The sequence below is a fragment of the Gardnerella vaginalis genome, assembly GCF_001563665.1.
In the GTDB taxonomy this organism is placed as follows: domain Bacteria; phylum Actinomycetota; class Actinomycetes; order Actinomycetales; family Bifidobacteriaceae; genus Bifidobacterium; species Bifidobacterium vaginale_A.
Genome location: NZ_KQ961866.1, coordinates 15,418 through 31,299 on the forward strand (window position 1 = coordinate 15,418; position 15,882 = coordinate 31,299).

The 15,882-nt window shown below is 35.0% G+C and carries 7 protein-coding genes, 1 pseudogene and 1 riboswitch; of the genes and pseudogenes, 4 read left to right on the forward strand and 4 right to left on the reverse strand.

From position 1 onward, the window contains the following. Positions 1–8: 8 nt before the first annotated feature. Entirely contained in the window at positions 9–698 is a 690-nt protein-coding gene (locus tag HMPREF3230_RS03460; RefSeq protein ID WP_075523571.1) for a GNAT family N-acetyltransferase, read from the reverse strand. A gap of 266 nt (positions 699–964) precedes the next feature. Beyond that, positions 965–2,419: a PD-(D/E)XK nuclease family protein gene (locus HMPREF3230_RS06705; RefSeq protein WP_155642896.1), complete on the reverse strand. Its 1,455-nt coding sequence runs from the start codon at positions 2,417–2,419 to the stop codon at positions 965–967. Here HMPREF3230_RS06705 and HMPREF3230_RS06710 point away from each other — a divergent pair. Further along, positions 2,340–2,546, forward strand: coding sequence for a pentapeptide repeat-containing protein (locus HMPREF3230_RS06710; RefSeq protein WP_155642897.1), 207 nt, complete (start codon positions 2,340–2,342; stop codon positions 2,544–2,546). The genes HMPREF3230_RS06705 and HMPREF3230_RS06710 overlap by 80 nt on opposite strands. A 140-nt stretch (positions 2,547–2,686) precedes the next feature. On the opposite strand, the pseudogene HMPREF3230_RS06715 reads toward HMPREF3230_RS06710, so the two are convergent. Next, positions 2,687–5,728 (reverse strand): annotated as a pseudogene (locus HMPREF3230_RS06715) (UvrD-helicase domain-containing protein); the annotation flags it as partial. Between the two features lie 9 nt (positions 5,729–5,737). Further along, the gene (locus tag HMPREF3230_RS03470; protein ID WP_075523573.1) at positions 5,738–11,215 is read right to left on the reverse strand and encodes a 3'-5' exonuclease; all 5,478 of its coding nucleotides are present in this window, start codon (positions 11,213–11,215) and stop codon (positions 5,738–5,740) included. A gap of 402 nt (positions 11,216–11,617) precedes the next feature. Between HMPREF3230_RS03470 and HMPREF3230_RS03475 the strand changes: the two genes are divergently transcribed. The 3 genes from HMPREF3230_RS03475 (at position 11,618) to HMPREF3230_RS03485 (ending at position 15,855) form a co-directional block, all read left to right on the forward strand. Beyond that, positions 11,618–12,544: a Pr6Pr family membrane protein gene (locus HMPREF3230_RS03475; RefSeq protein ID WP_419471024.1), complete on the forward strand. Its 927-nt coding sequence runs from the start codon at positions 11,618–11,620 to the stop codon at positions 12,542–12,544. A 29-nt stretch (positions 12,545–12,573) separates the two neighbouring features. After that, positions 12,574–12,665: riboswitch (TPP riboswitch) on the forward strand. Further along, positions 12,653–14,179 (forward strand): hydroxyethylthiazole kinase, encoded by a 1,527-nt coding sequence (thiM, locus tag HMPREF3230_RS03480; protein WP_075523574.1) that lies wholly within the window; start codon positions 12,653–12,655, stop codon positions 14,177–14,179. Its footprint overlaps the riboswitch before it by 13 nt. A gap of 5 nt (positions 14,180–14,184) precedes the next feature. Then, entirely contained in the window at positions 14,185–15,855 is a 1,671-nt protein-coding gene (locus HMPREF3230_RS03485) for a bifunctional hydroxymethylpyrimidine kinase/phosphomethylpyrimidine kinase (protein WP_082266267.1), read from the forward strand. Positions 15,856–15,882 lie beyond the last annotated feature (27 nt).

A 15,882-nucleotide genomic window follows, 5' to 3' on the forward strand; every position in this document is an offset into this window, starting at 1 on the left:
CTTTTTCTTTAAGCGCGAGTATTAGAACGAGCTCTAGAACGAGAAGATTTAATTCTTGGTTCACCAGAATAAATAAACAAATCACTCACTAAATTTTTAACTCGTTCAGCATCTTTTGGATGATTTTGATGCATCCATTGTGCATCTCTTTTTAAGCCATGATAATCATAAAAACTCACATCACAAGCAGTATCTGTATGCAAATAATAACGGTTCACTCCGCGATGACGCAAGTGTTGCATAGTTCTAGACCACAATCCACCGCCTACTCCATGCCCACGAGCTGCAGGAGATACTAAAAAGAGTTCTAATTCAGCTTGAGTTAAATCATTTATGTGAGATTTTGCCTCTAGCTTAGTTTCAATAGAACGCATGCTTTTAGCGCTATCTAAAGCGTCAACATAATGAATATCATTTGAAGTGCCCATCAATAATTCCTGCTTATGCAACATTTTTGCAACTTCAGGAAATATTAAATCATCGCCAAATACGCGTGTTAGAAGCAATCCTAAGAATTTATCATTATCGCATGCAATAACGCTATGTGTACAAGGCGCTAAATAGTGCAATACGAATCTTTTTGAAAGTTCTTTAGATGCATCAGATCCAACAGAATCAGAAATCCCCCATGTACGTTCATACTCATCAACTACAGCATCGAGATCACCCAGATTCATTGGGCGAAATTCAACAGCCATTTTACATCCTCAACTTTTTCTTAATACGTTTCTTGGCAGAACGCTATTCGTATATTATTACACAGTTATTATTCATGAATATTACTTCTATTATGCATAAATTTTCTATTATAGAACAGGCTTCACAAGCAAATTTTATACATATTTACATATTATTCATACATTTTGCATGATTGAACCATACTCACTCACACAAATATCATTTACTTCTCAGAGTATCAAATACCCACTATGTATGCATATTTTAAAGATTTTTAAATTATTCTTTAAGATAATTCAGACCGAATCTGTTGCTCAGTTTTTAATAGAGCGTGAATTTCGCGAGATTCTTCATTCTCCTCACTTACATAATATAGAGTTGCGTCAATTTCATCGAGTTTTGCGGAAGTCAAAGCAGAAAGCATAAGACGATACCAATCTAATTGCACTAATTTTCTTTCTATTTCTTTTTTAACAGTAGGTTTTTTACCAGTCTTCCAATCAACTACAGTAAAACGTTTAGAAGTATCTTTAGGATTTAATCCGCCTAAGAAAACTGCATCCAAAATGCCATTTAATACACGAGGATTATTCCCATTTGATTCCAAAGCATAAGAAATAGGCAATTCTGCAGCCAAAGAAACTCTTTTAGCCCAACGAGATTTAACTAATCGAGTCTTCCAAATGTTCAATAAATCTTCTCTGTCGTCTAGTTTTAAGGAGCTAATATCGCAATTGACTAAATTAGTATTATTTTCATTGTTTAATGCAATATTTTTATTTGCTAACGAATTTGCTAACGAATTTGCTAAAGCTTGCTGAGAATCAGTTAAATTATTGCGCTCAGCTAAAGCACAAACTTTTGATTCAGAGACCAAGTGTGCAAATATTGAAAGTTGCACATCAATACGAGAAATCATACTATTTGAAAAATCATCATAAGAATCTAAAATCGCACTTGAGCTATAAGTAGATGAGCCAAACTCAGAAGAATTAGAAGAGTCATAAGACTTAGAAGACTCATCAGACACAGAAGACTCATTTTTTGCGAAATTACTCATCTCTAAATTGCCAGCATTTACAAAGCTTTCAGCCCATTCATGGAATTTCGTTCCCATATCTGAATTTATAGTAGAAACTGATGGAATAGGACGTATATACGCGAGCATACGCCTGTCAATATCTCTAGAATTACTTTTATTAGAAGAATTAGAAATTTTCGCACTACGTTGCAATGTAGTAATACTTAATGCTTTAGAATTATTTTTTTCAGAATCTTCAGCTTTTTGACGTACATATTCCGCAAGATCTTTATTAGAATTATAATTTTTTAATCCAAAATCTGAATCACTAATAAACATCTTTACTCTATTCGTAAGAGAAAGATTTTCTAGATTACAAGAATTAGAGCAAGAAGAATCAGAACTATAATTCAAGTCAGAACTAGAGCACAAACTAGAATCACTAGACGAATTATCTATATTACTTTTCATCAAACGAACAGACTCATTTAAAGTATCTTCTAAATCTTTGCTCAAAGTAATAGGCCATGGCAACACAATATTTCCAATAGATGCAGGCTGATTCGTACGCTCTTGCAAAACGTCCGCCAATTTAGAAGCATATTCACCAACAGCAATTCCAAAATTAGAATCTGATTCATTGCATACTTCATCTTCTGCATCAGCAGACTTCGCATCATCTAACTTAACATCAGCAGACTTAACATCATCTGACTGCATATCATCAGACTTAACATCATCTGACTTAACATCAGCAGACTTATTCAAAATAATCTTTTTATATTCACTAGTTTTATCATTAAAAGTATCAGATTTTAAATTCTCACAATCAGATTCCATATTATAAAGAGAATTTAAAGCTTCTTTCATAAAAACAGAAAGTTTCATATCAGACTTTGCGTCATCGCTAGCCATTTGTGTTGTTCGAGCACAAGTTAGCATAGTAGCAAATTGAGCACGAGTCATAGCAACATAAAGCAAATGCCTTTCTTCCATATGAAGTTGATTGCCACGTTCTTCAGATTGAGTCAAAATATCGCAATTATTCCTATATATTTCTTTAGTATCATCAGACAAAAACTGATCAAGATCTACTCCGCTTTCAATAGCATCACTTTCATATACATACTTAGCTAAAGCACGCAAAGCAACACGGCGATTAGTTTTAATCTCATCATAAATTTTTTCTACGCTATCATATTTTTTCAATGACTCAAGAGGATGCATACCAGAACTCAAACTAGCATCGTGAGGAAAATGCGGTAAATTACCTGAATCAACTCGCAAAGGCACAGGCACAGACGATGCATATTCAATTGGAACATGCGCAGAAGACGCCAGCAAAGAAGAATCAAATATTAAATCAGCTCCACTGTTTTTAAGATTATCTATATATTCAACATCATCATCACTATCTAAAGCAAAACTAAGATTATCACCTTGACTACTAGGGAATTTTTTAGCATTAAGACCCACAACAGCAACTGCAGGCCATTGCAAACCTTTAGATTGATGAACTGTCATCATCACTACTTGAGCATTATCATCTTCTATAGAATCTGCAGAATCAAAATCATCACTTGATTCAATCCAAGACATAAGACCCTTTAAAGAAGGTTTTTGCCACTCACCCATCTCTTGAATATAAGTATCTGTAATAGAATTCAAAGAATCTAGTGTGGAATGCATAGCGTGCAATACGTTTTCACGGTTTATACAATCGTCTTTTATGCATGATGCAACAGCTGAATCAATATCCACATTCAACGCTTCAACTGCAACACGCATAACATCATTCAAAGAATTATTACAAGCACGAGTAACAGTTTGCAACATATCGCTTACTCGCCTAACAACAGCATAACCATGTTTACTTAATTTATTGTATAATTCACAAACAGTATTATTTGAATTATTTGAATCGCTTGAATCACTTGAATCACTTGACTTTTTGCTACTGTTATTATATTTTATTCCACTCTTGTTTTTATATTTAAAAGGATTTTCTGGAATATTTTGCATAAATATATCTGCTAAAAATACTCCATTATCAATGCTATTTTGTGAGGAAGTATTAGAGGAATTAGCACGCTGATTTTTCACAGCTTTAATCATTTCAGCTCCGCTAAGACCGTAAGGAAGCAATCCAGCTTGCACGTAAATATCGTATTTGTATTTAATATTTGCGTCATTCGCAATATTTGCAAGAGTTTTCAAATCTTTTGCAGACAATGAAAATCTTGGAGTTGCGAGCAATCGCATAAGAGAGGAAGAGCAACTGTGATCATTTACAACATTCAATAAAGCAAGAACGTCTTTTACACAAGGATCTTCTTTTGCTGACGAACAACCAACTACACTAACTTTTAAGCCAGCAGATCGTAAAGCATCTGCATACAAAGGCATAGACAACTTACTTCTAAATAATATTGCTACTCTAGGCTTTAATGGATTGCGATTTTCATCTGCAGGAAATGGCGTTAAAGTAGGATCCGAAAATAGTTTTGCAAACCTAACTACAGCTTCAATTTCTTGATATTTAGTTGGCATTACTACAGCTGCTACTGTTCCTAAAGTAGCATTATCCATAGGTTTCAAAACTTCTACATCAACTTCACGATGTTCAACACTACTTTTATTTTGTAGTTCAGAATCACGCATAGGTTTCGTCAAATCATTAGCTAGTTTAAGAATAAGATGAGCATTTCTACGAGTAGTAGTTAAAGAACACTCAGATAAATTACTTTCTAAATCATTAACAGGATTTAAAGTATTAGCATCAGAGCTTAAATTTTTATCAATTTTAGATTTGAAAGAATTCTTAAAAGCAATAAAAGCGCCAGAACTAGCTCCACGAAAACCATAGATAGCTTGGAACGGATCTCCAACTGCAGTAATATAAGTTTCATTTTTATTTACAATACCATCTTTGCAAATATCAGTATTATTATTAAACAGCCTATTTATTAGCATCGATTGAGTAGTAGAAGTATCTTGATATTCATCTAACAAAACTTGCTTATATTGTTCTCTGTATTGGATTGCAATAGAAGGAAAATGCGTGACTAAACGATACGCTGCAATAGTAAAATCACTGAATTGTACCATATTTGCCTTATGTTTAGCTTTATCGAAATCTAAAACTAAATCAAGTAAAATATTGCGCTTTTTTGCAGCACTAATAAGATTCATGCATTCTTCAACGCATGCATTTTCCCAATATTTTTCAAATTTATTACATGCTTTCTTAAAAAGCTCATTTTTTTCTTCAACTGACTTACTTTTAGCTTTACTATATTTAGGAATAGCAATATCACTACTAGAATTTTCTTCCAAAGTTTTATTTTCAACAATTTTATTCATAAACTGAAGAAAATCATTATTCCAAGCACGAATTTTATCAACAGCTTGAACAACGCTATCGCAAACATTACCTTGAGAATCGACACCAATCATTGAACAAGCAATATTTGAATAAAGACTTAAAACATCTTTACATAAAGAATTGAAGTTATATAACGAAATAACACTATCAGAAGAATACAAATCCAAGCTTGCACTATTTTTATCTAAATAATCTCCAACAACAGACTTAATCAACTCATAAGCGCCAGCATTACTTAAAGGCATAACATTTTGACTAAAACCAATAAGTATTCCATATTTACGCACAATTGATTGGAAGAACGAATCATAAGTCATAACTTCTGGCTTTAAGAATGAATTTGACGAAGATTTACTTACAGCTGCAGAAACTCGAGATAACAACTCAGAGGCAGCTTTGTTAGTAAAAGTAAGACCAAGAATTGATTCGGGAGCAACACCTTGATTTATCAATGCAATTACTCGTTGAGTCATTGTGAAAGTTTTACCACTACCAGCTCCAGCAACAACAAGAATATTTGAGTCTGAAGGTGAATTTATAACACGCGATTGTTCGTCACTAAACACGATTTTTTCGCTTTTAACTTGCACATTTTCTTGCACATTTTCTTGCAATTTTTCGTTTAATACTTGTTTGCTCATCATATTCACCGTCTACTTAACATCATCACTAACAGAGTTGAGTTCACTATTTAACTTTTTTGCTTCTTCTATTGCACTTCTAACTTCATATACAGTGTCACTTTTACCAGAGCAAGAAGGACAAGTTGTTCCACACTTGCAATTAGCAATATGCTCTTTTTCAGGTTCGCGCTCAAATGATTCTACTAAGCATGCACTAGCAGCAAAAAATACTCTAGAAATCATCATAAGAGACCATTGAGCTTGAGATCCAAGATTTATAAAATCTTGCCAATCAGATTCATCAACATCTATAGGCTTCAAATCCACATATAAATCAGGTAAACAGTAAAGCCTATCAGCACTAGAGTACCCAGAACGCTTATCTATTTTATTTGTGTTTAACTTATCTCCAGCAAATAACGCAGGCTGAGACATATTTTCAGCCATATTTCTGCTTTCAGCAGGATAATTTTTATTAACTACATGGAAAAGCATGCTGCCAGAAATATTACGTTTACGAGCCAAACTCAACACGTTTAACATTTCTTTATCTATAGGAGAATCTTTAGTTTTAGAATGATTATGATTTGATTGCAAAAATTCTTCTACTTCTTTCTCGTCAAAATACTCAAGCAAAGTTGCACGCGCAAATTCACAATCTGAACTAAAGAAATGCAAAGCCAATTGATAACAAACTAATTGCAAATCAGAAAAAACTTCTTTTTCTGATGGAACAATACCAGTTTTATAATCAATCAATCTTATTGACTCACTAGTTATTTGAGATTCAATATTTTCAGAGCTATTTTCAGAGCTATTTTCAGAGCTATTTTCCGCACTATTACTGATATTAGCTCTCGAACCAGTAAGAGCAGAAGAGTCAGACGCAGCAGAGTCAGACGCAGAGTCATTGTCATTTGCGCAAGATCTAACTTCCATTCGATCCATTCGACCAGAAAGTCGAACTAAAATATCTTCATTATTTTTCGTAGGCCATCCACCTACAAGGAATCCCATAATAGAACGAAGACTATTTAGTTTTTTAGACTCTTCAGGAGTCAAATTTGAACACAAATTCCCATTGCTATCAATACTTTTTCTAGGATTAAAATCAACACCCAAAGTCTTGTAATAAATTCGAGCTATATCTTCAAATCCAAAAGTAGCACGCAATTGACATTCATTATAAGAACGTTTTAAAGTACCAAAATAACCTAAAGCATAATGCCCTTTAGACTTTTTATCAATAGAATTGTCATATCCAATAACTCTACCTAAATCGTCTTTTAAAATATTTCTAGCACTATATGAGCCACTAGCAGATTCAACAAAATAATTCGCAATATCGTAAAGAGCTTTATCAACTTTTCTTTTATTAGTTAAATACATATAGCGACTGCGCACATTTTCATCAACAGAAGAAGTCTTTTCAATCTCTTCATAATATTTACGCATAGTATTAGCAATATGTTTTACTGCATTAACGTAATCTTCTTCACTTTTTTCATCATATCTTCCAATAAATTGTGGATAATTCTCACGTAAATAACGCGTATCTAATAAAGCTTCATTACTTGCCCAACAAGCTGTGTTGTGTATTAAAGTACCAAAACTCGCGCTTGTACTAGATTTTTGTGGGCCACTGAATTCATTTTCAAGCATAGCGCACACAGGACAATTCCATAAAGCATCAACTTTAGAAGGAGAAAGACTAATAATTCGTTTAGATGAAGATACATTTTTAGCTAACTTCGAATCATCACTTAAGCTCTCAGTTAAATCCTCAGATGACGAATCTAAAGACAACTCCTCAGATAACTCAGGCGCATCAGAAGAATCAGACGCAGAATCAGACGCAGAATCAGGCGCATCAGAATGTTTATTAACAAAATCCCAAGTTTCAAAATCTGCAGCTTTAACTCCATGATCTTTCAATAATTTCAAAGCACAAAGCGCATCATCAATCTTCTTCTTATCACAATTTTTAATAGCACACATCAGCTGAGCGCGAGCAACGCATACTAAAGATCTAGCATCTGTATCAATAGACGCTAATTTATGATCAATCGGCGTGTATAAAGCTGAACCATCATCATCACTCAAGAATTGAGAAGGCATATACCTGAACAAAAAATCAGATGGAACTAAATCATCATTACGAACTGCACTAATATACAATTGACTTTTTGCACGCGTTACTGCAACAAGAAAACTTCTCTGCTCACTTGTATAAACAGAAGTTTTAGAGTTTACAGATATACCAAAACTACTTTTCATATCAATAGAAAGCGGACGATTTAGCATTTTAGCAATTCGCTTATTTATAGTCATATCAACTAAAGATTCAGCGCCAAACATTGTATTACGAGCTTCAACATTCGGCCAAACATTTTGTTGAACTTGAGGAATCCATACTAATTTCCAACGCTTTCCAGCAGAACCAGCAGGAGTTGCGAGAGTTACAGCATCTGGCAAAGGAGCGACTCGAGCAAGAGAATCTGCCTGAATTTCTAAACCTCTAACTTGTTCAATGAACCTGTTAATAGCACCAGTAAGATTTCCGGTTATAGGCTTGTATTCAATAGCAGAAGACATGTTTTGTTCTGTCATATTAAACTCTTTTGCATACGAGAATAATCTCATAGCTGCATCCAAACGACTGTTCGCAATACGACCAGAATCATTATTTTGTAAAGAAATAATCTGCCATTTTTCAGCAACTGAACAAATATTCCATGCTTGCGAAAGCACATATTTTGGCTCCACTAAAGTAGGATTACATTTCATACTATTTGCCAAATTATAAATTAACTTACATGCATAAATAAGCGCCATATTGTGACTACTAGAAGGACTCATATTATGCAATAAAGTTAATAACGAAATCTTAGTAATTTTTCGCTTAGCTTTATTGTTAATGCAATACTCATCATTTAACGATTCGCATTCATCTTTATCGCTATTTATATTGCTATCATCTTTGATGCAAGAATTATTATCTAAAGAATCCGAATCATATAAGCTTTCGCATAATTCACATAAAATAAGCAAGTAACATAAATCTACACACTCAACAATATTTGAAGAATTATTGACATCTTTGGTTTTAGCATCATCTTTCGTATTAGACGCGTTCTGAGCAGAATTTTCAGCATTTTCAGAATTTTCAGCAGAATTTTGATCTACTTTTTCGAAAGAATTTTGATCTATATTTTGATTTGAATTTTCATCTGCATCCTGATTTGTTTCATCAATAATTCGATCATCAACAACATAATTTTCAGTATCTTCACTAGAGTTACTGCACATTTTATCTTTTAGCAAATTAAATTCATCAAATATTTTTCGCAAAGGAGAAGAATCATAATCTGAATTTTTCTCTGAACTCAAAGACATCATTGAGTTAAGAGATGCCATAGATCTCATGACATTTTCTACGCTAGACATATTTGCAGGAATAGCATTATTTGAAGAATACGAAGAAATTCCTACATCATAAATATTACTATTTGCATTTTCACTATATGCACTGTTATTCTTATGCTTCGTTCTCAAAGTGGATTTAGAAGAATCTTCACAATATTCGTTTTGAACTAAAGGACTATTTACAAAATCAATAATTCTGCAACGAACATATGATGCTAGTTCATGCAACGTAAGAGTGCCAACAGATATTTCACGAGAGATATCGTCTAATCCACGAAGACTTAACTGAGCTAACTCAATCATTGCAAATAAACCTTGCACAAAAGGCTCATCCGATAACGTTCTTTTAACAGACGAATATCGCACAGGAACGCCATCACGCAATAATCTTTCGCCAAAAAGCCTAACTGTATCGTTATCATGCGCGATTAACGCAATGTCACTCCACTTACAATTAGAATCCAAATGAGCACGTTTAATTTGCCAAACAATCATATCTAATTCTTCGCGCGGAGAATGATATATAGAGCCATAAGCATAAGAAGAAGACTTGGAAGACTTGGAAATATTATTTGTGCTATCTACGCTATTGTCTTGCGCACGTAGTTTCCAAAGCCGCTTAGACAGTGGCATATCTGTAAACATAAGCGACGAAATAGAAGAATCAATATTGCGAGATAAAGATTCCAAATCTATAGGATTAGAGCGTATTTGCTTAGAAACAAAAGTTGAATTATCTACAATATTTTCAGATGATTCACTTGAATTATTGGATGCAGAAGACGCAGCAGATTCAGCAGACTCCGCAGATTCGGCAGACTCCGCAGATTCGGCAGACTCCGCAGATTCGGCAGACTCAGAAGACTTAGAAGACTGAGCTGACGAATTTGCAAAAGAGCTAGAATAATCTTCACTAATAATATCTTCACTAATAATATCTTCAATAGAAATAGATTTAGCTCTCAAAGAACCATTGCGAGCAGCTTCAACTACATAATCAGGATACGCTCCTCTAAATGATTGAACGGATTCATCAGGATTTGCAGTTAAAACCATACGAACGCCAACACTAGATAAAGTTTCAAGAAAATTGAATCCACCTAAAGTAACATCTTGAAAATCATCAACAACAACCATAGAAGGAATATGTGCATAACCCGATTTTATTTCAGTTAATTTTTTTACAGCTTTAGATGCTTCAACCATTAAGGTAGATGCATCATAACGCGCAGAATTTCCATATTCTTTACGCAACATATTTCTATAAGACGAACGCAATGCAAATCCAAGTTTCCATTGAACACTTAAACGTTCAACAAAGTCACGCGTGTTAAGAGCCGAATAATCACCACTAGTTAATTCTTCTAAAACACGCGATTCATCTTCTTTGCTAATTATTAACAATTCATCTAAGCGCGCAATAATATCTCTCAATTCGTGAATAAAAGCAGAACTGATAAACGTTTTATTCTTGTTATTATTACGCTCATTTAAGCTATATGAATTACTTGAATTATCGTTAGAAATATCATAATTCAATACAACTGTGTTCCATTGAGAATTATTAAAATATGTCTCAAATAATTTGCAAGTGTCACAACTGCCACTTTCACCTCTAAGAACATGCAATATATGTTCATAGACAACGCTTCTTAACAAAGAATCTTGTTCTGCTCCGTTAATAAGACGCGGAGAGGATTTATGATTTAATAAAGAAAAATCAGAAACAATTCGGAAAGCCAAAGCTGGCAAAGTTCCAACAGGTCTAGATTGGAATGATGCACCTAATTTATTGATGATTTCACTAGAATATTGGTCAGCAGATATGCGATTTTGCACACTCATGTAAACAGGACCATATGGATTATTTCTGCTACTAGAAGACTTTAGCGAAGAAGTTAAATTAGAATAATGCAACATCGCTTTAAAAGCAGCATCAATTGCAAAACGTGTTTTACCGCTATTTGGAGGTCCAAAAACAAGCAAAGTATTTGTAATAGAATCAGAAGAATTCGAACGATTAGATTCCAGTGGTACGCTAGAACACAACTTACCTTCAAACAATGCTTGTAATTGATTCATAGCTTACCCCACTGCATTTCGTTCAAATATAATTACAATCCACAATTATACGGTGAAATCACTCTAATAATAATCATTAAACTTTTTGCACAAAAAACATATGCTATTTTTGAATAATCCTATACAGATTAAAAAAATTTTTTATAGTTAAATAATTATTGGAGCTGACGAAAAATCTCGTAGCAAATAAAAATACACAAGAAAGCAACATAAGAGAATCATGATAAACGCTTAAGAAACATTAGAAACATGATAGAAAATAATCTAAGTTAAAGTAAAAAACTAAAAACAAAAGCATGCTAAAAGCTGAAAAATAGGCTATTTAGAAAAAGCGCTTAAAAAAAAAACTTAAAAATTAAAAAATAAAAAAGATAATAAAAACAAACTAAAAAAGAAAGATAAGTGAAAATGAATATTGATGAATATAAAAAAGACTACGAAACAGAGTCAAAAGTAGCATTGCAAACGTCAGAAACATTAGAAACAACAGACTCAATAAACGCAACAGAAAACTTAAACTCAACAGACTCAACAAACTCAACAGACTCAATAAACGCAACAATTAAAGCGCTTACAACTCGCGATTACATTATCCGCTCAAGCGTACGCGTAATAGCTATAGTCGCATCTATATACGGAATGGCTGCATCATGGCAAGGCTGGCTATCTCTTTCATACTTCACAAATCTTTCTAACCTCATGATTTGCTTAGCTCTTGCAGGCTCATTCATTTGGGATACTTACAGCATATCTAATTGTAAAAACGATATAACATGCAAAATAAACACAGAAATAAGAGATGAAACTAAAACTTGGAAAGATACTAAAACTAACGCTTGGTACATTTTCAAATTTATGATGACAATTTCAATAGCAGTAACATTTACTCTTTACTTATGCTTCTTAGCTCCAACCAATAAATTAGGTTTTATAGGAGCATATATGAGCAATGGAGCAAGTAGCCTTTGCGTACATTTCATTACTCCACTTCTAGCAATATTAGACTTCATACTTTTCGACTACTTATTCCGCTCAAAACGTTATCATGTACTTTTTGCAACTATTCCACCACTCGCATACGTTGCTTTTTCTGTATTTTTAGGAAAAGTTGTTGGAGTAAGATGGGGTGAACACGCCATGATAGCTCCATATAACTTCTTGAATTATGGAGCTAAAGCAGGATGGTTTGGATTCGCTCCAGACACATTTAACGCCACAACTCTTGGCATAGGAGTCGCTTATTTATTGGTAATTTTCACTCTGATTTTTATTTGTCTTGGATTAGTTTTCTTAAGCGTTAAAGATTGTCGCGCTCGCAAAATGAAATAATAAAACGTCATAACACGCGGATATAGTCAAATAGAGGTTCGGGGTGCGCTTAGCGCTGAGATTATACCCGTTGAACCTGATCTAGGTAGTACTAGCGAAGGGAAAATCATGACAAAAACGTCGTGTTTTGACAATAACAAAAACAGTGAATTCTCTATTGAAGCTCGACAAAAGCAATTCATAGAAGATGTGAAATCATGCATTGAAGAAGTTAGAGCAAAGAATCCACTAACACATTGCGTAACTAATAATGTTGTTCAAGAAGTTACAGCTAATGTGCTTTTAGCAGCAGGAGCATCTCCTGCAATGGTAGTAGATCCTGACGAAGCAGAAGTGTTCCCTCAAATCGCGTCTGGCGTACTTGTAAATCTTGGAACATACCGTCCTGGAGATAGAGAATCTATGGAAGCAGCTATTCGCGGATCTGTAAAAGCACATACTCCATGGGTTTTCGATCCTGTTGCCGTTGGAGGATTAGGTCCACGCACACAGTACGCTCGCGAAGCTGTAAAAAATCAGCCTGCAGTAATAAGAGGAAACGCGTCTGAAATATTAGGTTTAGCAGGTGAAGCAAGCGGCGGAAAAGGCGTAGATGCAGGCGATTCCGTAGATTCAGCAGTTTGTGCAGCAAAAAAGTTAGTTGCACTATATGGATCAATTGTGGCTATTTCTGGCGAAAAAGATGCAATTTACGGTCATGGTTGCTCAGCTCGAGTTGCCGGAGGCCATGAAATAATGACAAAAGTAGTTGGAACTGGATGCTCACTTGGTGCACTAGTAGCTGCATACGTTGGAGCTAATCGCGAGCGCCCATTTGCTGCTACAGTTGCAGCGCACGTACACGCAGCAGCAGCTGGAACTTGGGCATCGAAACGATCAACTTCTCCTGGAACTTTCCGCACACTATGGATGGATGCGCTTATGGATTTAAGCGCTGAAGAAATGCTGGAACTAACAGATATTGAATTCAATATTGACCCAGTCGACTGGTCACTTTACTTCATAACAGATCCTAATATGAGCGAACGCTCAGAAATTGACATCGCACTTGATTGTGTAGAAGGCGGATCTGGCGTAGTTCAATTGCGAGATAAATACGCAGATAGTGAAACTTTTAATAATAAAGCTCGCCAATTACGTCAAAAGTTAATTGCTAACGGTCATGGAAATGTTCCTATCTTCGTTGACGATCGCGTAGAATGCGCTAAAACATTAGGCTTTAACTTGCATATTGGTCAAACTGACATGCCATATATTGAAGCTCGCAAAACAATTCCAGCAGAGTGGATGGTAGGTCTTTCTATTGAAAATACAGAGCAAGTAGATTCTGTATATAACGAGTGCCTAAAAGAGAATATCCCTCTTCCTGACGTTATTGGAATTGGTCCTGTATGGGCTACTTCTACTAAACCAGATGCAGGTCCTGCACTAACGAATGAAGGCTTGGAAAAAATAGCAAAACGCGCTAAAGAACTTGGAATTAAATCAGTTGGAATAGGCGGAATAAACGAAAAAACTGTTTTTCCTATAAAAGACTCTTCAGTAGATGGATTATGCGTAGTATCTGCTTTGATGCGCGCAGAAAATCCTAAAGAAGAAGCAAATAAATTACATGCAATTATTAAGAAAGATTGATAACAATGACTGAAAATACAAACACTGCTCTATCTCTTGAAACAGCACGTCATTCATCTCTTCCACCATTGAATGAGCCAATTGTACCTAGAGTATTAAGCATTGCTGGAACTGATCCAACAGGTGGAGCTGGAATTCAAGCTGATTTGAAATCTATTATGGCTTCACACGGTTATGGAATGTGTGTAACAACAAATCTAGTAGCTCAGAATACTTGCGGAGTTAGAAATGTATATACTCCCCCTACGGATTTTTTGAAAGCGCAATTAGAAGCAGTATTCGATGATGTTGATATTGACGCTGTAAAAATCGGAATGTTAGGAGATACATCTTACATTAACTTAGTTCAAGAATGGCTAAAAAATCATCCTGTTCCAGTTATTGTTTTAGATCCAGTTATGGTTGCAACTTCAGGAGACAGACTTCTAGAAAAATCAGCTGAAGATGCTATGCGAAAGTTTGCATCACAAGCAGATATAATCACTCCAAACATTCCAGAATTAGCAGTGTTATGCGATAAGCAACCTGCTACTAATTTTGAAGAAGCATGCGATCAAGCTAGTAAGTGGGCATCAGAAAACAACACAATTGTTATTGTTAAAGGCGGACACTTAACAGATGCTGACGCTGGAAACACTGTAGTATTCCCAGACGGAAATACAATACATGTTCCATGCCCTCGCATAAACACTACTACTACTCACGGTACTGGCTGCTCACTTTCTTCATCACTTGCAACTCGCATAGGATTGGCATTATTAGAAGGCAAAAAGTTAAGTGACTATAGCACAGTATCAAACGCATTAGCTTGGACTACTCATTGGTTGAATGAAGCTATTAGATGCGGAGAATATTTGCATGTTGGAAAAGGTCATGGACCTGTAAATCATGCTGCTAGAAATTATCGCTTGGAGCTAGATTCTTCTGCTACACCTTGGGAACACATGAGAAGTCATAATTTCGATGGGTGCAGCCCAGAAACACTTATTGCTCCTGCTCACAGCACTCCACGCAAGCCAGTTCTAGAACCTTGTGGACGATGGACACAAGCATTATGGAACGCGAGCGCAGATGTAGATCACAATATTATGAATATGCCTTTTATTAAGGCTTTGTGTGATGGAAGTCTAGATAAAGATTTGTTTGCGTTCTACATAAACCAAGACGCAGAATATTTGAAGCGCTATTCGCGTGCTTTAGCTGCAGTAGCATCTAAGTCAACTGACAATGAAGCCAGAGTACATTGGGCTTCAGGATCTGCTTTATGTATTGAAGCTGAATCTCAATTACACACTAATTGGCTTGGTGGAATGGATATAAAAATGGATCCATCTTGCTCACCTGTAACGCTATCTTATGTAAATCATTTGCTAGCAAGAACTTCTGCAGATGATTATGTTATAGGTGCAGCTTCAGTATTGCCTTGCTATTGGTTATATGCTGAAGTTGGTCGTGCTTTGATTTCTGGAAATACTCCTGATAATCCTTATCACGATTGGATTAACATGTACTCTTCTGACGAATTTGAGGAAGGCGTAAAATCTGCTATCGGATTCGTAGAGCGTGCATTTGAAGAAGCAGGACCAAAAGATCGCGTTCTAGCAGCTCAAGCATATATGACTTCATGCATATATGAATATAACTTCTTTAATCAAGCTCATCGAGCATTAAGGTGATTTACTAATAAAATAGCAAACAGCTAA

Excerpts from the sequence above, each read along its gene's own strand:
- HMPREF3230_RS03460 (WP_075523571.1), bottom strand. The coding sequence starts at position 698 with ATGGCTGTTGAATTTCGCCCAATGAATCTGGGTGATCTCGATGCTGTA.
- HMPREF3230_RS06705 (WP_155642896.1), bottom strand. The coding sequence starts at position 2,419 with ATGCAGTCAGATGATGTTAAGTCTGCTGATGTTAAGTTAGATGATGCG.
- HMPREF3230_RS03470 (WP_075523573.1), bottom strand. The coding sequence starts at position 11,215 with ATGAATCAATTACAAGCATTGTTTGAAGGTAAGTTGTGTTCTAGCGTA.
- thiM (WP_075523574.1), top strand. The coding sequence starts at position 12,653 with ATGACAAAAACGTCGTGTTTTGACAATAACAAAAACAGTGAATTCTCT.
- HMPREF3230_RS03485 (WP_082266267.1), top strand. The coding sequence starts at position 14,185 with ATGACTGAAAATACAAACACTGCTCTATCTCTTGAAACAGCACGTCAT.